The following is a 19,052-nucleotide window of genomic DNA, read 5'->3' as shown; positions in this document are numbered from 1 at the left end:
TTAATTACAAAATTTATGCTGTTTAAAAACATATTAATTTCTTTGTCATGTAAATTGATAAAAGTCCGTGAAAACAAAACGCAAAGTAGAAGTCGTTGTTATTTCTGATGTTCATTTAGGAACTTATGGATGCCATGCGAAACAATTACTAACTTACCTTAACAGTATTTCTCCAAAAAAACTTATTCTTAATGGAGATATTATTGACATCTGGCAATTTAAAAAACGATATTTCCCGAAATCTCATTTAAGAGTTATTAAAAAAATTATGGACATGGCTGCTAACGGTGTAGAAATCATCTATATCACTGGAAATCATGACGAAATGCTACGTAAATTTAGTGACACAACTATTGGCAACATCTCAATAGTAGATAAGATTGTTTTAGAACTTGACGGAAAGAAAGCTTGGTTTTTTCATGGTGATATATTTGACGTATCTATACAGAATGCTAAGTGGTTAGCAAAACTTGGCGGTTACGGTTATGATTTACTCATACGTCTCAATAGCTTTGTAAACTGGTGTTTGGATAAAATTGGAAAAGACAAATACTCACTTTCTAAAAAAATCAAGAATAGTGTAAAAGGTGCTGTTAAATATATTAATGATTTTGAAAAGGTTGCTACAGATTTAGCCATAGAAAATGGATATGATTTTGTGATTTGTGGACATATACATCAACCAAAAATGCAAATAGTTAAAAATAAACACGGTAAAACTACTTATTTAAATTCTGGTGATTGGATTGAGAATTTTACAGCACTAGAATACCAATTTAAGCGATGGAAAATCTACAACTATAATAATGACAAACTAAGAGCCTTTTATGCAGATGAAGACATTAAAGACATGGAAATAAAAGACTTAATAGCTGCTATTACCATTGTTGAACAAAAAAAGAAAAAGAAAAAATCAGATTAAAGCTTCTTTAAGAATTGTAATAGGATGTAAAGCTACTCTTTGCGTACCATCCTTAATTTGATGCCTACAACTCGTTCCATTTGCTGAAATTTGCACATCATCATTAGCATTTCTAATTGCAGGAAACAAAGTCTGCTCTCCTATTTGCATGCTTACTTCATAATGTTCTTTCTCGTAACCAAAACTACCTGCCATACCACAGCAACCACTAGGTATAATAGTCACTTTATAGTTTTTAGGCAGATTTAGTACAGCAAAGCTAGACGATTGATTCAGTAATGCCTTTTGATGACAATGTCCATGAAACTTGATTGTTTTTTCTTCGGAAGTAAATTGTGAAGACTTAATATTACCCAATTCTATTTCTTTTTGAATAAACTCTTCAATCAAATATGCATGTTTTGCTATGTTTTCTGCGGAAGGCTTATCATCTGCTAACCTCAAATATTCATCTTTGAACGTTAAGATTGCAGAAGGTTCAATACCTATTAATGGCGCATCCTCTGAAACCAAATCTTTAAAAACCGATACATTTTTATTTGCTAATTCCTTAGCTTGTTCCAACAATCCTTTTGATAAAAATGAACGACCAGATTCGTGATGATTTATAAATTTCACATTGTAATTTAAGGCCTTTAAAAGATCAATAGCATCTATACCTATTGATGTGTCTAAATGATTGGTAAACTCATCATTAAAGAAATACACTTCTCTAATAAATTTATTGTTAATTACTTTATTTTTAGATAATTGAATCACCTTATCTAAACTTTTATTTGAAATTAAAGGCAGGCTTCGATTTTTAGCAATTCCGAAGGTTTTCTTTAAAACAGAAGACGTCATTTTATTAGAAAATACAAAATTTGTTAGGCCAGGAAATTTGCTTCCGAAGTCATTCAATCGATTATTATAAGCAAACAATTTTGTTCGCCAACTTACACCATTAGCCTTTTGATATTGATACTGAAATTCTGCTTTTAAACTCGCCACATCCACACTACTTGGACACTCACTCGCACATGCTTTACAACTCAAACATAAATCGAATACAGTTTTTAATTCTTTACTATCAAACTTATTAGGCTTTTTAGAATTAGTCAACACCTCTCTCAAAGCATTAGCCCGCGCTCTAGTGGTGTCTTTTTCATCTCTAGTTGCTCGATAACTTGGACACATCGTTCCTCCAAACTCAGGCAGCTTTCTACAATCTCCAGAACCGTTGCATTTTTCAGCCTCACGCAATATACCTTGCGAACTAGAAAAATCTAAAACTGTTTTAATCTCAGGTTTCTCGCTATCTGGCTCATAACGCAAAGACTTATCCATTGGAAACGCATCAACAATTTTCCCAGGATTAAAGATGTTTTGAGGATCAAAAGCAAATTTGATTCGTTTTAAAATTTCATAATTGTCATCTCCAATCATCAAAGGAATAAACTCCGCACGTACAATCCCATCACCATGCTCACCACTCATAGAGCCTTGATAACGTTTGACCAAATGCGCTACATCTGTTGTGATTTTTCTAAATAACGCAACATCAGCTTTCTTTTTTAAATTTAAAATCGGACGCAAATGCAACTCTCCTGCTCCTGCATGTGCATAATACACGGGTTTTTGATTATAAGTCTGCATTAACTTCGAAAAATCGTTTATGTAATTTGACAAATCATCAAGTCCAACTGCAGTATCTTCAATACAAGCAACAGCTTTTTCATCTCCAATCATATTCCCTAATAAGCCTAAACCTGCTTTTCGAAGCTCATTCGCTTTATCGATATCTCCATCTTTAAGTAACGGATTCGCATAACTCAACCCTGAAGCTTTTAATGACATAATCAACTCTTGTGCTTTATCATTTAGAATTTTAAGATCATTCTCTTTTAGCTCACAAATTAAAATAGCCTCTGGATCTCCTTCAATAAATTGTCTGTTTTCTTGTTGTGTTTTATTATGCTTTGTAAGATCCAAAATAGTCTTATCCATCATTTCACATGTAAACAAATCATGCCTCATTGCAATAGTTACTGCATTCATACAATTTTCAATCGTATCAAAATGAGCAGCAACCATAACACTGTTTTCTGGAGGCAATTTATCAAGCTTTAAAGTGATTTGTGTCGTGAACGCAAGTGTACCTTCACTTCCAGATAATAGTTTACATAAATTAAAAGGTGTTTTTTCTTCGGAAAACACTTCGGTTTTAATTAATTCATCAATGGCATAACCCGTGTTTCTGCGGTGAATTTCAGGTTTTGGGAAATTAGATTTTATTTGTTCCTGAATCTCCTTTGATGACAATTGAGATTTGATGGCATTATAAATATCACCCTCTAAAGTACTTAGACCTTGTTTTTTCTCAAATTCTTCCGAAGACAAATCTTTAAAAACAACATCGCTTCCGTCACTTAGAATTGTATGTAATTCCAAAACCTTGTCACGCGTAACTCCATATTTTATTGAGGTTGTACCAGATGAATTATTCCCAACCATACCTCCAATCATACACCTGTTTGAAGTTGATGTGTTTGGTCCAAAAAATAAACCAAATGATTTTAGATAATTATTAAGTTCATCTCGCACAACTCCTGGCTGAACCGTTACAGTTTGCGCTTTCTCATTAATATCAATAATTTTTGTGAAGTATTTTGACACATCAACCACAATACCTTTACCAACACATTGTCCTGCAAGTGAAGTTCCTGCTGCCCTTGGAATTAACGATGTTTTATGGAGCTTAGCAAAATCTACAAGAATTTTTATATCATGACTATTTTTAGGCAATGCTACTGCTAATGGCAGCATTCTATACACCGAAGCATCTGTAGCATACAGTGTTTTCATTAAGTCATCAAAATGCAATTCACCAGTCAAATTAGCAGCTAATTGCTTGAATTCGTTATTTATGTTTCTCAGCATAGGATATGAGTCAATATTTTGATTGAAAGCACTATAAATTTGTCTTAAAAACAAGCCTTAATATTCAATATTAACATAATTTTGTCGTTATTAATAAGGCAGTGCTAATCACTGCCAATATAACTTAAATTTAAAACTATAAATTATGAAAAGAATATTTTTAGTAGCGATTACTTTTATTGGATTTTCAGCACTATCTAACGCACAAGACATTTCAGAGAATGCTATCGGCTTACGTTTAGGTGATAGTGATGGTTTTGGCGCAGAAGTTTCATACCAAAGAGCACTTAGCGACAATAACCGTCTAGAGATTGACCTTGGACTAAGAAGCGGAAACGGTTACGACGGTTTCAAACTCGCTGGTTTATACCAATGGGTATGGCAACTTGATGGCGCTTTTAACTGGTATGCTGGTGTTGGTGGTGGAGTTGGGTCTTATAGTTTTGACAAACCCTTTAATGACAAGAATGATGATAGCGAAACTTTTTTCTTTGCAGCAGGTGATATAGGTATTGAATACAATTTTGACATTCCTTTACAATTATCGCTTGATGCTAGACCAGAATTAGGTTTTGGAGACTTTAGAGATGATTTAGATTTTGATATCGCTTTAGGAATTAGATACAGATTCTAAAACCTAAATAGATAGTAACATATAAAAACAGCCACTTCAATTGAAGTGGCTGTTTTGCGTTATATCATGAATTCATAGTAAACCTTACAAATACCTTTCTTTTATGATTTCGCAATGATGATTTTCATGCCCAATCGTAATGAAAACAACTGCTCTAGGCGACAAATTACTATTACTTGCAATCCCTATTTGTTTTAACATTTCCGAAGAAAAACTCTCAAACAGAATAATACTCGCTAATCGCACAGTCTTATACTCGTTCATTAAACTATACATGGAGCGATTGTTAGCTTCACAATTTACCGCATACTCGTCCTGATCATAACCAGGAAACAATGTTTTATCCTTTCGCGCTATACACAATGCTCTATAAGTAAATACGCGCTCTGTATCTATAAGATGTTGGATAATTTCTTTTATTGTCCATTTACCTTCCTCATAACGGTATTCTAATTTTTCTTCAGGAATTGACTCCAAAAAAGCAATTGTCGCATCTCCATTTTCTTTCAAGCCTTCTGAAATAGTAGCATCACCAGCCTTTTGAATATATTGCTGATAGTAAGGATTATACTCATCTATAGCTAAATCTTCTTTTGTCATAACTTAAATTTTAATGAATAAAAATAACAAAACCCTTCACTACAATTGCAATGAAGGGTTGTTTTTATAAATAAAGCTATGTTTACAGCTCGTTAAATATCGTATGCATTAAACGCTTCTTATCGTTTATACTTTCTTCTAGACTAATCATTGTCTCTGTTCTATAAATACCATCAATATCATCTAACATAAAAATAATATCTTTAGCATGAGATGTGTTTTTAGCTCTTACTTTACAGAAAATATTAAACTTACCTGTAGTAATATGAGCTACAGTAACATATGGGATTTCATGAATGCGCTCTAAAACAAATTTTGTTTGAGACGTGTTATTCAAAAACACACCTACATAAGCAATAAACGAATATCCTAATTTTAAGTAATCTAAAGTTAAAGACGAGCCTTTAATTATTCCCGCTTCTTCCATTTTTTTCACTCTAACATGAACCGTTCCTGCAGAAATAACTAATTTTTTAGCAATATCTGTAAAAGGAATTCTTGTATTATCAATCAACATATCTAAAATTTGATGATCAACTTCGTCTAATTTAAATTTAGCCATTTTTAAGTATTATTGAATTTTAAGCAAAAATAACGCATTTTCTTTAAAGATATCTCATAAAAATTTGAATATTTTACGATTTAAGTGAGAATTTTTCATTGTTTATCATTACGAAATCGATTTCGCTTCCTACTTTCAACACACTACCATCTTCTTTAAACACCTCATAATCATTGGCATCAATCACACGATGAGCAAAAAAATTACTTAAATCAGATATTTTTACAATTTCAGGCACAAAAGCAATAGAACCTTCTATTAATCGCTCTGAATATTGAACAGCAATGTCTTGTTCTTTTGTATTCCTTATGATAATATCAAAAAACAACTTTTCGTTCTGCGGAATTTTAAAATACGACTTGTAATTATCACCATCCACATTATTAGAGGCTATATAATCTAATGACACTAACAATGACTGAAAGATAAACTCTCTCGTTCTCTCTCTATTGTAATCACCAGCAAAGTGTCCAGCCTCAAAAAGCAATGTTGGCACATTTAAAGCTTGAAAAGAGTCACCAACACAATTAATATTGAAACTATCGTCATACACTCCTACTTGATCTGGTATTTGCTCCTGCAAACTCTCATTCATCACACCAATAACCTCCATAGCTATTTTTCTAGTTGGAGTCACCGTTGTATCTTCATCTTGAGCTGGAGCAAGAAAAGATATCGTTGCAGACTTATTAACACTACCAGCACTAAAAATAGTACGCTGACCATGTAGATTAAAGCAAAAATCAGGTTTAAAATCTTCAAAAACGCTATGCAACACTACGCTTTCTGGTTGCGATAATTCTTGAGCGTCTCTATTTAAATCAACCTTATTAGCATTTAATCGTGTATACAATTTAGCTCCATCAGGATTAAGCATTGGTATGATACAGATTTTACAGTGTTTTAAAACGTGTTTAATCTCATTCTTTTCTTCTAAAAAAACATTAAGCATATCAAAAACAGCTTTTGTAGTCGTGCTTTCATTACCATGCATTTGAGACCACATCAATATGTTTTTATCACCAGAACCAAAAGTGATTGTATGAATTGGCAACCCGTTTACAGATTTTCCAACTTGGCTAATCTGAAATTTTCCTATGAATTTCTCAAAGAGAGACTCTATGTTTTCGCCATGAATATATCGACCAAAAAGAGTAGATTCTTTATGAGATTTAAAAAGAGATTTTATTGTTTTTACTTGCATTGTTTTTATCTAAGAACCACAAAGGTAAACAAATGATATTTTACAATTGTAAACACTGATTTCAAGTTTAACATTGTAAAATCATGTGTTTTGTTTACAATTCAACAAGCAAATGAATGAATCCAATAGAGATTACACAACCTAAAACAAAATAATAACTTAGATTACTTGTATTTCAGTTACTTAGAACACTTTATATAAAGTTTTAATACCACACTATTACATCTTTAACAAATAATCATAGTAGATCTAAAACAATATGTTTACATTTGTAACGTTACAAAACTAAACTTTACCGTTTACAATGATAAACAACGAAGAATTTACAAAACGACTCCAAAAAGTCATAGATTTCTATGGTGAATCTGCCTCGTCTTTTGCCGAAAAAATTGGAGTTCAACGCTCAAGTATTTCACACATATTATCTGGTAGAAATAAGCCAAGTTTGGATTTTGTATTGAAGGTACTTTCCTCCTTTCCGGAAGTTGAATTGTATTGGTTGATGAATGGCAAAGGAAATTTTCCTGCTACAAAAATTCAGAATGAAACTATTAAAATTTCCGAAGAGAAAAAAAATCTGACTTCAAATCCAGAATCAAATTCTCAAATTTTGAAGGATTCAATTTCCGGAGACAAAACAATTGAACGTATCGTGATTTTTTATAAAGACGGAACATTCAAGAATTTTGAACAATCATAAAAAACTTCTATGAGAACTTAAGATAAGTTCTAAATTTTCAAATACGTAACTCACGTAATTCAGGAACTGTTTCGTAATTTTGTTTAAAATAACCAAAATGCAAAAAAGTCTACTCCTACTATTATCATTATTATGTTTAAGCTGTTTTCAAACTGAAAGAAATTGCTCAGATTTTAAAACTGGTAATTTCGAATTTCAATATACTGTAGATGGTATAGAAAAAACAGGAAGATTTGTTCGTACAGATACTCTAAATATTGATTATTATGAAAGTAAGGTAGATTCTGCTTCTATACGATGGATTAATGATTGTGAGTTTATTCAGAAGAAAATAAATCCGAAAAATAAAAACGAAGAAAAAGCAATCCATTTTAAAATTCTCACGACTTCTAAAGATTCGTACACTTTTGAATACCAATTAGCAGTAAAAGATCCTTACAAAAAGAAACGTGTTGAAAAAGGAACCGCAAAAAAGATAAAGTAGTATTAAATAAACTTCAAAGTAACTGTTGAAATTCATTTCTATTTTGTTTATATTTAAATACAAACAATATATAATTCAAATCTATTTGGTGCAATGTTAGACTTCTTACTCACAAGCGATGCCATAATGGCCCTAATAACTTTAACGTTTTTAGAAATTATTTTAGGAATAGATAATATTGTTTTTATATCTATTGCAGCTAACAAACTCCCAGAGCACCAAAGAAGCAAAGCGACAAACATTGGTTTACTTTTAGCAATGGTGCAACGTATTATTCTATTGTTCTTCGTATCTTTTCTTGTAGGACTATCTGAACCTTTTTACAATTTAGAAACTAGCTGGATTCAATTACACATCAGTTGGCAAGCTATTATATTGTTTGCTGGAGGATTATTTTTAATTTATAAAAGCACCTCTGAGATTAGAGAAAAAGTAACAGACCCTGGACATGATGAAGACGAAATAAAAGGTAAAAAGATAACATCATTATCAAATGCTATTGTTCAAATAATGATTCTTGATTTTATATTTTCGATAGATTCTATTCTAACAGCTGTAGGAATGACGAATGGTTTACATCCAAACCATAATTACACCCTTGTATTAATGATTATTGCTGTTATGATTTCTATTGCAATTATGATTGGTTTTGCAAACCCAATACGTAAGTTTATTGACACGAATCCAAGTATTCAAATGCTAGGACTAGCATTCCTAATTTTAATTGGCTTTATGCTAATTACAGAAGCTGCTCATTTATCACACACAGAATTCTTTGGTAATGAAGTTGGAGCTATACCAAAAGGCTACTTGTATTTCGCTATTGCTTTCTCTTTATTTACTGAAATGTTAAATTATAAAATCAGTAAGAAGAGCAAGAAGAAACCTGAGAACAACTAATCAATCACAAATTTAAATCCAGCAGTAATAATATTTGCGCTCAATGTGTTGTCTCTATCATACTGCGTGTATTTTAAATCAATGCTCTTTAGTCCTAATTTCCAGATATGGAATTTGGTAAAGATATCTGTGTAAGATGCTCCAAAACTAAATTGATTGGCAGAATACTCAGACAAATCATAGTCTGAGGTGTAAAACTCATCTGTAGATAGATGTCCTTCATATATATTAAAATAATCTGCTGCTGTTTGATTATAGAAACGATATGATGGGTACAATGTAAATTTATCAGTAATTTTTATTGGCACTTCTACACTTGCTGTGTGAGATTTAATTCCCCAATCATCGGTATAATAGCGATAAAACGTTCTTACTACAAACGTTTCATTAATGTAATAATTTAATCGTCCTCCTACAGCTATTTTAAACCTTGTATCTGGCAAACGTTCAATATCATCAGCCAACTGAAAATTATCAATAAAAGAGTCTGCAATATCACTAAAATATACACGCTGAAAAGGTGTAGACAATAAACCGTCTTGCTGAACTAAATCTAACGCCAACGAACCTTGAAGGTTTTTAGATAAAATTTGAGAAAAGCCAAAACCTAAAGCATAGGTATTTCTACCTTCGCTATCAAAAGTTGTGAAATTGGGATTATAGTTAGCATTTCCTGTTATGGTGTTTTGAGTAAATAAACTACTATTTAATCCATTACCACTTCCTGCAAAGGGTCTTAGTTCCGTTGGATAAAGAGCGTTCCATGTATCTACGTAAACATTACCATTAATACTGATTTCGGTATTTTTCTCATTAAAAAGTTTGGTATAGCTACCTCCAACTCCAATAGAAAAATAATCATACTCTGCAGACACAGATAGTTTTGCAGACCAAATATCGTTTCTATCGTCTGAACTATGACTATAAGAACCTGTTAAATTGGTCCACAAATCAGACTCAGAAGCTCCAGAACTTGCTACAAATGGATCTGCAGGACTATTACCATCAAAAGGATCAACATTACTTGAAGATGCTGATGTATAAGCTGAAACTCCAGCATCAATCGTTAATACATCGTCATCGTTTAAAGGTATCGATATAATAAATGTAGCGGTAACATCTGTTAATTCCTCTGATCCTATTCCTCCACTCACTGCAGCATTATCGCCATCTTGAGTATAATAACTTGATAGAAAATCAACCTCAGTCGTTTCTAAAACTCTCTTTTTATAAACTTGGGTTGAATCTTGTGCTTGCCCTATTGCGAATTGAGTTGACAAAACCGCAATAATTAATAAACTTATATGTTTCAAATTTCTCTTTTTAAATTATTTAATTGCAACCGCAACCACCACCAGTTTTTCCTCCATTTGCTCCAGAAGCTGCTTCTCTGTAAGAATGTGCAGTTGATATGTTTCTGTCAGCTTTTTTATCTGCCAAAACCATGTCTGGATCATTTAAGTTGACTTTTTCATATTCCTTTACTACAACACATGATGTTGACAGAGACAAAACCATCACAAGTAATCCTATTCGCTTGATCATATTTTATTGATTTCTATATTATTAGATGTAAAAAGATTCCCTTTCTCATCAATTATTATACATTCTATATTTGGCAACTGATTAATTCTATTTAAACCAACCTCTTTTCCCATTACAAAAACAGAAGTCGCCAAAGCATCTGCCAGTTCTGCTTTTGGAGCAAAAACGGTAACACTTATAATTCCAGAAGAAGGATATCCAGTTCTTGGATCAATAATATGTGTGTAACGTTTACCATTAAATGTCACTTGTTTTTCATAATTACCAGAGGTCACCACTGCGCCATTGGTTATTGGCAGCAATGCAAATGCTTTGTTTTTATCTAACGGATTGGTAATGGCTACTTTCCATTCTTCTCCATTGACTTGATTTCCCCAAGTATTCATATCTCCAGAAGCATTAATAATTCCAGAGACAGCACCTTTTTCTATTAAAAGTGATTTTGCTTTATCTGCAGCATAACCTTTTCCTATAGCCCCAAAACCTATTTTCATTCCTTTTTTCCGAAGAAAAACAGAAGAATTAGAAGCATCAAGAACTATATTTTCATAACCCACTTTTTCTACGGAAGCTTTAATATTTTCTTCTGAAGGCATTTGAGTCATACTGCCATCAAACTTCCAAATCTTATCCATTGAAGCATAAGAAATATCAAAAGCACCATCTGTTAATTTAGAAATTGACATAGCTCTTTGTATCAAATCAAAAAGCTCTTTATCAACAATTACTGGATTTACACCTGCATTCTCATTGATTTTTGAGGTCTGTGATTTTGGATCCCAAGAGGATATTAATTGTTCTATTCTTGTAATTTCTGAAATTGCTAAATCAATAAAACCATCAGCTTGAATTGTATCTTTTGCGACGACAGTAATATCAAATCGGCTTCCCATAAGCTTCAAAGTTCGCTTATGAGTAATTTGTGCTCCTACTTGAAAATTGAGAAACAACACTAAAATAATTATTGATAGATTTTTCAAAAACACTAAGATTTAAATGACTCTAAAATCTTTATATACTCTGAAGGTGATGTTTTTTTATAACCGGTAGATCCTAAAATTTTACCGTTCTCATCTAAAACGACTACATAAGGGAAATATCCATTTTTGTTATAAGCTTCGGCTAATTTATCATTATGTGCTTGTTGCTTTTCAGTTAGAGCATTTTTCTTTCGCTTCGGAAAATCAGCTTTCAACATCACAAAATGGTCCTTTGAATAAGTTTTAAAGGTTTCTGTTTGCCAAATCTCTTTATCTAATTTGATGCAAGGTGCACACCAATCTGATCCTTGAAAAACCAATACTATTTTTTGATGACTCTCCTTTGCAGAAGATTTTGCTTTTTCAAAATCCGTATTCCAATCTTGAGAAAATGAGGATATTGTAAAAAGCATGAACAAAGCAATTAGACTATTACTTTTCATTTCGTTATGTATTTAGGTGTTTGCTAACATAAGAACGCTAAATATTATAAATACTTACAATAGCAGCGTTAAAAAATGTTAAAACAAAGGAACAGCAATTAATACTCTTAAAAAATGATAAATATCACTTTTTAAAACAAAGTCACTTGCCCTTTATCATCTATATCCATATCATCATCTTTCTTTTTATCTTTTGATGACGTATCTGGTTTTTCTTCGGAAATTGGCTCACTATCATCATCGTCTGACGAATTTTCAACCGTTTCATCAACCACTTCAATCTCTTCTGCAGGAACTTCCTCCGGAGCTTCATAAGGCAAAGGCTCTAATAAACTCACCTGATTGATTTTATCTTTAGTCAATTGATTTCCTAAAGCAGAAATTCCTTTGATAGAAATAAATTCTTCAAGATTTATAGTTTCGTTGTCTTTACGATCTTTACCTCGCTCCTTCTTATACTCAATCTCTGCCATTGGCTTCCAATCGGTAGACACAATTTCTAATTGAGAATCTGGATGCTCAGAAATAAAAGATTCTTCTCGTCCTTCATTATCAATCAAGAAACGCTTAACGTAATACATTTCCTTGTCACCATTATAATAAATAACAGATATTGGTTTCTTCGGAATCCATTTCTCCAAAATAATCATGTCATCATCAAAATGAGTGCTTAAATCAGGAAGAATGGTTTTCACATCACCCGATTGTGTGATAATTAACAATCGATCTTCTCCTCTAAATTCTCCAATGAGATCACCTCTTTCATCAACATTAAGACGTTGAACCGTATCATCAAACCAGATTTTACGTGGTTTTAGTGTAGATACGCCTTTTTCTTTGAGTTCTATTTTTTTAATAGGATACTTAGTTACTGTATTTCCTTTAGATGCTCGACCTTTTATCAATACTTCTGCAAAATCTAAATCCCATTTCAGTTTTTTAATACTTCCTACCTGACGTAAGAATATCGTAATAACCTCAGCTTCTCCATTCGGATTTGCAGAGAAATACCACAACTTAGAACTTTTAGACCCATTAGTTAAATCATATTCTTTATCTCTGGTTATTGATGTCACAGCAAAACGCTTCACAAACGTTGATCCTTTTGCGCCATCACGATAAATCATATTATAAATGGTACGTTTATCTTTCTTTTTAAAGACTGCGACGTGAATAATATCTTTACCAATAAAGGTTTTACTATCCACTTTAGTGACCATCATTTTACCATCATTGGTAAACACGATGATGTCATCAATATCACTACAATCACAAACATATTCGTCTCTACGCAATGATGTACCTATAAAACCTTCGGCTCTATTGACATATAATTTTGTATTACGAATAATCACTTTTGCAGCATCTACATCTTCAAAAGCTCTTAATTCTGTTTTACGCTCACGTCCTTCTCCATATTCTTTCTTAAGACGTTCAAAATAAGCTATCGCATAAGCGATTAGATTTGCTAAATGATGTTTCACCTCAGCAATTTGATCTTCTAAAGCATCAATTTTTTGTTGTGCTTTATCAATATCAAATTTAGAAATACGTTTAATTCTAATTTCTGTTAAACGTGTAATATCCTCAACGGTAATAGCACGTTTTAAATGTTTAATATGTGGTTGTAACCCTTTATCAATGGCACTAATTACACCATCCCAAGTTTCTTCTTCTTCAATATCACGATAGATTCGTTTTTCAATAAAAATACGTTCTAAAGATGCAAAATGCCACTGCTCTTCAAACTCACCAAGCTTAATTTCTAATTCACTTTTAAGCAATTGAACCGTAAGATCTGTTGAACGTCTCAACATTTCAGTCACACCAACAAATAATGGTTTATTATCCTCAATCACACATCCTAATGGTGAAATAGAAGATTCACAATTAGTAAATGCGTACAATGCATCTATAGTTTTATCTGGTGAAATGCCTCCAGGCAAATGAATCAAAATTTCAACATTTGCAGCAGTATTGTCTTCAATTTTCTTAACCTTTATCTTTCCTTTATCGTTAGCTTTTAGGATAGAATCAATTAATGAAGATGTATTTGTCGCAAAAGGTATTTCAGTAATTACCAACGTGTTCTTATCTAACTGCGAGATTTTTGCACGTACTCTTACTTTTCCACCTCGCAAACCATCATTATAATTAGAAATATCTGCAATACCTGCTGTTGGAAAATCAGGATAAATTGTAAAACGTTTCCCATTAAGATGTTTTACGGAAGCATCAATAAGCTCAATAAAATTATGTGGCAAAATTTTAGTAGATAAACCTACAGCAATTCCCTCTCCACCTTGAGCTAGTAATAAAGGGAACATCACAGGAAGATTCACTGGTTCTTTACGACGACCATCATAACTGGATTGCCACTCTGTAATTTTAGGATTATAAACGACATCTAAACCAAATTTAGAAATTCGTGCTTCAATATAACGTGCTGCAGCTGCTCTATCTCCTGTTAGAATATTTCCCCAGTTTCCTTGAGTGTCAATTAATAAATCTTTTTGACCAATTTGCACCATCGCATCTGCAATACTTGCATCACCATGAGGATGATACTGCATCGTGTGACCAACAATATTGGCTACTTTATTGTAACGACCATCATCTAAATCTTTCATAGAATGCATGATTCGTCGTTGTACAGGTTTAAAACCGTCTTCTATAGCTGGCACTGCACGTTCAAGAATCACATATGATGCATAATCAAGAAACCAATCTTTAAACATACCTGTAACTTTGGTAATGCTTTCTTGTGGTTCGTCTTGACTATCTATACTATCATTAATATCTTCGCTCATTAATCTATTGGGAATTTTTATTCATCTTAATCATTTTACTTAATGATTGTCTAATATATCGTCTCTTCTTTCTTGGCACTAAAGTGACATTAAAAGTCTCTTTTTTTTTCTTACCTCGACTATCATTTAGATAGAAGGTTAAGGTTTTGAACACTATAAAATTTCGGAATTTATAAGCATACAAGTCTCCCTTATCAAACTCCAGTAGATGCTCTCTGTAATTAAAACTATCAGATAACAACAAACCTTTATTGGTAACGACAACTTTTAATCCGTCGCTATCGTATTCAAAATACTTTGAAATAAAATGAACAAGAAAAAACAATAATGCAAAACCAATAGATATGATAACAAAAGTTACAGTTGGATTAGATGTTAAGTCACTAAACAATTTGAAAATCGTAGCAAAAACAATAGCTAAAACTATCAAAATGAAATAGACAGAAATAATCGTGTTTTTAACTTTTGAATTATTAATCCTCATATTATTTTTTTAAAATAATCATTTTATTAATTTAAACTTATATTAAAATCATTTAAAACTGCAAGTAATTCTTTTTTAGTAATACTTATATCTATAACTTGACCATCGGCTTCCTTCTCTATATTTAAAACAAATTCATTAAGTAAACTAATGCTAGAATCATTAATAACAGAGTTACAAAAATTTGAATCGTTGAGTTCCTTACCATTTATTGCTAAAATCACATCGCCATAATTTAGTTTTTCTTGTAAGCTTCTATCCCAGACATAACCAATTACAATTCGTTTATTTTTTATGGTTGTTGTAAAACCAGGAATTGATTTAGAAAGATCTACATTATTCATTTTTGGTTCAAAGTAAAACCGTTTATTTTTATAATCAATAGTCATTACTCCATAGTTTAATAAATCTGCACCTATTTTTGAATTATCAGAGTTTGATGTATGAGTAATGTGATTTTCTAATATCAAATCATTAATCATCAGTTGTGGTAAATGAACTCTTAATTGCCTATTTGTAGGTACTTCTCCAAATAAACTAACAGATGATGCACCATCGCTTTCTCCAATGATATTGAAAATACTTTTAGTTTTAAAAATCTCAAAATTATCTCTAGACACATCATACAAACCACCCATTCCTGTATCTATGAGTACCATTTCACGACCATTTTCTTTACCAGTGAGCTGAATTTGCACATACGGACTACTTTGATTACCTACTAATTTAATTTTATCAGATTCTTTTTTATTCAATTTGAGCAACTTGGCTTGATCTGTTAATTTCAAAAGATTTTGATCAGCATCAATTTGAATTATTGAATGTCTCAATAAATTACTACCAATAAATCCATCAATTCCAAAACATTTAAAAATATGACTTCCGTTAAGATCAAAAACAAGAGCATTAAAACCTTTAAATTCAATATCACCAAGTTTTAAGCTTTTGATTGTAACAACATCAAGATTTTGACTTTTACTATTAGCATCACTTGTTGAAATTGATGTAACTGTTTTAGATTTTATCGCTTGATATACTTCTGAAGACACAATATTTGGAGCACCAGTATCTAATAAAAATCTATAAGTATGACCTTCTATTGTTACCGGAATAACAATTTTATTCTTCAAAAACTCAAATGAAATTTCTTGATAATAATTTTTAGCATTTACTTTTCCCTTTTTTAAATTAGCGTTTTGAGCAAAACCAAAAAACGAAAATGTAATGATTACAATCTTTAAAGTACTTAGAGTAAATATTTTCATTATGTGTTTAGTCTTCAACAATATCTAATTCAACTTTTAAATTATCAATGATAAATTCTTGACGCGTAGGTGTATTTTTTCCCATATAGAATGACAATAAATCTTCAATAGACATGTCTTTTTCTAACATAACTGGATCTAAACGAATATCTTCTCCAATAAAATGCACAAACTCATCTGGCGAAATCTCACCAAGACCTTTAAATCGGGTGATTTCTGGTTTAGGTTTTAATTCTTCTAATGCTGCTCGTCTTTCTTCTTCGGAATAACAATAAATAGTCTTCTTCTTATTACGCACTCTAAACAAAGGCGTTTGTAAAATATACAAATGACCTTCTTTTATGACTTCAGGAAAAAACTGAAGGAAAAATGTAATCAACAACAACCTAATGTGCATTCCATCAACATCGGCATCTGTTGCAATCACCACATTATTATAACGTAAGTCTTCTAAAGATTCTTCTATATTAAGTGCTGCTTGTAAGAGGTTAAACTCTTCATTTTCATAAACGATTTTCTTAGTCAAACCGTAGCAATTTAAGGGCTTCCCTTTTAAACTGAAAACTGCCTGAGTATTCACATCTCTAGACTTCGTAATACTACCAGATGCAGAATCTCCCTCTGTAATAAACAAGGTTGTTTCCAGGTTTCTAGGATTCTTAGCATCTCCAAAATGCACACGACAATCTCTTAATTTTTTGTTATGAAGATTAGATTTCTTTGCTCTATCCTTGGCTAATTTTCTAATTCCAGATAATTCCTTACGTTCACGTTCTGCTTGTAAAATCTTACGCTGAATTTTCTCTGCAGCAATTGGATTTTTATGTAAATAGTTATCTAAGTAACGTTTTAAAAAGTCATTGATGTGAGTTCTTACCGTTGGCAAGTCGCCTCCCATATCTGTAGAACCAAGTTTTGTTTTCGTCTGACTCTCAAAAACAGGCTCCATCACTTTAATAGATATTGCAGACACTACAGATTTTCTAATATCTGACGCTTCATAGTTTTTTCCGTAGAAATCACGAATCGTTCTTACTAGCGCTTCTCTATATGCTGCTAAATGTGTTCCTCCTTGAGTTGTATTTTGTCCGTTAACAAAACTGTGATACTCTTCACTATATTGAGTTTTACTATGTGTCAAGGCTAGTTCGATATCTTCTCCCTTCAAATGGATGATATCGTAAAGTCTATCTGTTTCAGAAATATTATCTGCTAATAAATCTTTAAGTCCGTTTTCACTATAAAACTTTTCACCATTAAAAACGATTGTTAATCCTGGATTTAAATACACGTAGTATTTGAGCATTTTTGCAACATACTCATTACGATACTTGTAATTTTTAAATATAGCTTCATCAGGTATAAAAGAGACTTTTGTTCCTTTACGTCTAGACGTGTCATCTAACAGTTCTTCATCAACTAGATTTCCTTGCGTAAATTCTGCCGAAGCAGATTTCCCATCTCTTGTAGATTCTACTCTAAAATAATTGGACAATGCATTTACCGCTTTAGTACCAACTCCATTTAAACCAACCGATTTTTTAAACGCACGAGAATCGTACTTACCACCAGTATTCATTTTTGAAACTACGTCAACGACTTTCCCTAACGGAATTCCACGACCATAATCTCGAACAATCACTTTATTACCTTGAATGGAAATTTCTATCGTCTTTCCTGCTCCCATGACATACTCATCAATAGAGTTATCTAGAACTTCTTTAACTAGAATATAAATTCCATCATCTGGAGAAGAACCATCACCTAATTTACCAATATACATTCCTGGTCGCATACGGATGTGTTCTTTCCAATCGAGCGAGCGTATATTATCTTCGGTATATTTGGTTTCTTGAGACATAAAAGGTTGAAAAATTTAGATAGACAGCTAATATAAGGTAACGCTATAAAAAATGAAATAGTGATGGCACAAAGTAATTAACAATACCACTTTAATATTGTTGAGAACCCAAGGGTTTTAGCTTATTTGAGCTAATTCTTCTGCTTTTTGCTTTAAAAATGAATTTCTGGTCGTTAGCAAATTGGTCATGTAACGTTTCAAAAATAATCGATTGGCTAATTTTCCGAAGACACCATAAGGCGATTGAAATTCGAAAATATCAATCATAAGTGTTTTTCCTTTTTCTTCGGAAATGAACACATGCTCATGCTTAAAGCTTTTAAAGGCTCCTTTTACTTGTTCGTCAGCAAAACGATTCGGACTTTCAAACTCAGTAATTTTTGAAGTGAGTTGTAGTTCAATACCGAAATGTTCGGCTTCCCAAGTCACCCACTCTCCTAAACCAATTAAGCCAGAAGTCTTGCCTGCAATAGCTTTCTCGTTAGAATGTTCCATCGATGCTTTATGAAAATCAATATTACGCGCTAAATCAAAACAGGTTTGGATATCTGCAGAAATGTAAGTTTTGATTTCTATTGTTGGCATATCTATTATAATTCTCCTCCTTTTGAAGGAGCAGTGGATTAGTTCTCTGCAGAGAGAACGAAGATGAGGTGGTTATTGTAATTAAAGAGTTCTTAAATTCAATTTCTAAAATAACCCTTCCGTATTTGATTTTTTTAACTAAAATCAAATCCAC

Annotated in this window: 18 protein-coding genes; 5 read left to right on the top strand and 13 right to left on the bottom strand. The window is 32.1% G+C overall.

All coding sequences use genetic code 11. The features are described 5' to 3' along the window. Positions 1 to 67 precede the first annotated feature (67 nt). Positions 68 to 922: a UDP-2,3-diacylglucosamine diphosphatase gene (locus IM744_RS05180; RefSeq protein WP_194507041.1), complete on the top strand. Its 855-nt coding sequence runs from the start codon at positions 68 to 70 to the stop codon at positions 920 to 922. Here the strand turns inward: IM744_RS05180 and IM744_RS05175 are convergent. Further along, complete coding sequence (locus tag IM744_RS05175) at positions 914 to 3,841, bottom strand: FAD-binding and (Fe-S)-binding domain-containing protein (RefSeq protein ID WP_194507040.1); 2,928 nt, start codon at positions 3,839 to 3,841, stop codon at positions 914 to 916. The two genes, IM744_RS05180 and IM744_RS05175, sit on opposite strands and share 9 nt — an antisense overlap. A gap of 145 nt (positions 3,842 to 3,986) precedes the next feature. Between IM744_RS05175 and IM744_RS05170 the strand changes: the two genes are divergently transcribed. Then, complete coding sequence (locus IM744_RS05170; RefSeq protein WP_194507039.1) at positions 3,987 to 4,475, top strand: hypothetical protein; 489 nt, start codon at positions 3,987 to 3,989, stop codon at positions 4,473 to 4,475. A gap of 84 nt (positions 4,476 to 4,559) precedes the next feature. Here the strand turns inward: IM744_RS05170 and IM744_RS05165 are convergent, their stop codons facing one another. The 3 genes from IM744_RS05165 to IM744_RS05155 all read right to left on the bottom strand — a co-directional run bounded on the left by IM744_RS05165 (position 4,560) and on the right by IM744_RS05155 (position 6,841). Beyond that, on the bottom strand, positions 4,560 to 5,075 hold the full coding sequence (locus IM744_RS05165) for a DinB family protein (protein ID WP_194507038.1): 516 nt from the start codon (positions 5,073 to 5,075) through the stop codon (positions 4,560 to 4,562). A gap of 82 nt (positions 5,076 to 5,157) precedes the next feature. Continuing rightward, positions 5,158 to 5,637 (bottom strand): Lrp/AsnC family transcriptional regulator, encoded by a 480-nt coding sequence (locus IM744_RS05160; protein ID WP_194507037.1) that lies wholly within the window; start codon positions 5,635 to 5,637, stop codon positions 5,158 to 5,160. A gap of 73 nt (positions 5,638 to 5,710) precedes the next feature. After that, positions 5,711 to 6,841 carry a M14 family zinc carboxypeptidase gene (locus IM744_RS05155; protein WP_194507036.1) on the bottom strand — a complete coding sequence of 377 codons (1,131 nt, stop codon included), beginning with the start codon at positions 6,839 to 6,841 and terminating at the stop codon, positions 5,711 to 5,713. A gap of 304 nt (positions 6,842 to 7,145) precedes the next feature. On the opposite strand from IM744_RS05155, the gene IM744_RS05150 reads away from it, so the two are divergent. The 3 genes from IM744_RS05150 to IM744_RS05140 all read left to right on the top strand — a co-directional run bounded on the left by IM744_RS05150 (position 7,146) and on the right by IM744_RS05140 (position 8,925). Then, positions 7,146 to 7,541: a helix-turn-helix domain-containing protein gene (locus IM744_RS05150; protein ID WP_194507035.1), complete on the top strand. Its 396-nt coding sequence runs from the start codon at positions 7,146 to 7,148 to the stop codon at positions 7,539 to 7,541. 97 nt (positions 7,542 to 7,638) lie between these two features. Beyond that, positions 7,639 to 8,025 carry a hypothetical protein gene (locus IM744_RS05145; protein ID WP_194507034.1) on the top strand — a complete coding sequence of 129 codons (387 nt, stop codon included), beginning with the start codon at positions 7,639 to 7,641 and terminating at the stop codon, positions 8,023 to 8,025. Between the two features lie 93 nt (positions 8,026 to 8,118). Beyond that, complete coding sequence (locus IM744_RS05140) at positions 8,119 to 8,925, top strand: TerC family protein (protein ID WP_194507033.1); 807 nt, start codon at positions 8,119 to 8,121, stop codon at positions 8,923 to 8,925. On the opposite strand, the gene IM744_RS05135 is transcribed toward IM744_RS05140, so the two are convergent. From IM744_RS05135 to IM744_RS05095, 9 genes are all read right to left on the bottom strand, one after another. Further along, a complete protein-coding gene (locus tag IM744_RS05135) occupies positions 8,922 to 10,238 on the bottom strand; it encodes a DUF3570 domain-containing protein (RefSeq protein WP_194507032.1) in 1,317 nt (438 codons plus the stop codon). The two genes, IM744_RS05140 and IM744_RS05135, sit on opposite strands and share 4 nt — an antisense overlap. 19 nt (positions 10,239 to 10,257) lie before the next feature. After that, positions 10,258 to 10,470 carry a DUF4266 domain-containing protein gene (locus tag IM744_RS05130; RefSeq protein WP_194507031.1) on the bottom strand — a complete coding sequence of 71 codons (213 nt, stop codon included), beginning with the start codon at positions 10,468 to 10,470 and terminating at the stop codon, positions 10,258 to 10,260. After that, positions 10,467 to 11,450 carry an FAD:protein FMN transferase gene (locus IM744_RS05125; protein ID WP_241738287.1) on the bottom strand — a complete coding sequence of 328 codons (984 nt, stop codon included), beginning with the start codon at positions 11,448 to 11,450 and terminating at the stop codon, positions 10,467 to 10,469. Before IM744_RS05125 ends, IM744_RS05130 begins: the two co-directional genes overlap by 4 nt. 5 nt (positions 11,451 to 11,455) lie before the next feature. Then, on the bottom strand, positions 11,456 to 11,893 hold the full coding sequence (locus tag IM744_RS05120) for a thioredoxin family protein (protein WP_194507030.1): 438 nt from the start codon (positions 11,891 to 11,893) through the stop codon (positions 11,456 to 11,458). A gap of 131 nt (positions 11,894 to 12,024) precedes the next feature. Next, positions 12,025 to 14,703, bottom strand: coding sequence for a DNA gyrase/topoisomerase IV subunit A (locus tag IM744_RS05115; RefSeq protein ID WP_194507029.1), 2,679 nt, complete (start codon positions 14,701 to 14,703; stop codon positions 12,025 to 12,027). Positions 14,704 to 14,707: 4 nt separating this feature from the next. Continuing rightward, positions 14,708 to 15,187, bottom strand: coding sequence for a hypothetical protein (locus IM744_RS05110; protein ID WP_194507028.1), 480 nt, complete (start codon positions 15,185 to 15,187; stop codon positions 14,708 to 14,710). Positions 15,188 to 15,213: 26 nt separating this feature from the next. Then, positions 15,214 to 16,452, bottom strand: coding sequence for a retropepsin-like aspartic protease (locus tag IM744_RS05105; RefSeq protein WP_194507027.1), 1,239 nt, complete (start codon positions 16,450 to 16,452; stop codon positions 15,214 to 15,216). Positions 16,453 to 16,459: 7 nt separating this feature from the next. Next, complete coding sequence (locus IM744_RS05100; RefSeq protein ID WP_194507026.1) at positions 16,460 to 18,313, bottom strand: DNA topoisomerase IV subunit B; 1,854 nt, start codon at positions 18,311 to 18,313, stop codon at positions 16,460 to 16,462. A gap of 117 nt (positions 18,314 to 18,430) precedes the next feature. Continuing rightward, a complete protein-coding gene (locus IM744_RS05095; RefSeq protein WP_194507025.1) occupies positions 18,431 to 18,898 on the bottom strand; it encodes an SRPBCC family protein in 468 nt (155 codons plus the stop codon). Between the last annotated feature and the right edge of the window lie 154 nt (positions 18,899 to 19,052).

This window comes from Psychroserpens luteus, assembly GCF_015319355.1.
Lineage (GTDB): Bacteria > Bacteroidota > Bacteroidia > Flavobacteriales > Flavobacteriaceae > Psychroserpens > Psychroserpens luteus.
This window is presented reverse-complemented; position numbering and strand designations above follow the sequence as displayed.

Bases quoted from the DNA above. Each gene is read 5' to 3' on its own strand.
- IM744_RS05175 (WP_194507040.1), bottom strand. From the start codon at position 3,841: ATGCTGAGAAACATAAATAACGAATTCAAGCAATTAGCTGCTAATTTG.
- IM744_RS05170 (WP_194507039.1), top strand. From the start codon at position 3,987: ATGAAAAGAATATTTTTAGTAGCGATTACTTTTATTGGATTTTCAGCA.
- IM744_RS05165 (WP_194507038.1), bottom strand. From the start codon at position 5,075: ATGACAAAAGAAGATTTAGCTATAGATGAGTATAATCCTTACTATCAG.
- IM744_RS05160 (WP_194507037.1), bottom strand. From the start codon at position 5,637: ATGGCTAAATTTAAATTAGACGAAGTTGATCATCAAATTTTAGATATG.
- IM744_RS05155 (WP_194507036.1), bottom strand. From the start codon at position 6,841: ATGCAAGTAAAAACAATAAAATCTCTTTTTAAATCTCATAAAGAATCT.
- IM744_RS05150 (WP_194507035.1), top strand. From the start codon at position 7,146: ATGATAAACAACGAAGAATTTACAAAACGACTCCAAAAAGTCATAGAT.
- IM744_RS05145 (WP_194507034.1), top strand. From the start codon at position 7,639: ATGCAAAAAAGTCTACTCCTACTATTATCATTATTATGTTTAAGCTGT.
- IM744_RS05140 (WP_194507033.1), top strand. From the start codon at position 8,119: ATGTTAGACTTCTTACTCACAAGCGATGCCATAATGGCCCTAATAACT.
- IM744_RS05130 (WP_194507031.1), bottom strand. From the start codon at position 10,470: ATGATCAAGCGAATAGGATTACTTGTGATGGTTTTGTCTCTGTCAACA.
- IM744_RS05120 (WP_194507030.1), bottom strand. From the start codon at position 11,893: ATGAAAAGTAATAGTCTAATTGCTTTGTTCATGCTTTTTACAATATCC.
- IM744_RS05115 (WP_194507029.1), bottom strand. From the start codon at position 14,703: ATGAGCGAAGATATTAATGATAGTATAGATAGTCAAGACGAACCACAA.
- IM744_RS05110 (WP_194507028.1), bottom strand. From the start codon at position 15,187: ATGAGGATTAATAATTCAAAAGTTAAAAACACGATTATTTCTGTCTAT.
- IM744_RS05105 (WP_194507027.1), bottom strand. From the start codon at position 16,452: ATGAAAATATTTACTCTAAGTACTTTAAAGATTGTAATCATTACATTT.
- IM744_RS05100 (WP_194507026.1), bottom strand. From the start codon at position 18,313: ATGTCTCAAGAAACCAAATATACCGAAGATAATATACGCTCGCTCGAT.
- IM744_RS05095 (WP_194507025.1), bottom strand. From the start codon at position 18,898: ATGCCAACAATAGAAATCAAAACTTACATTTCTGCAGATATCCAAACC.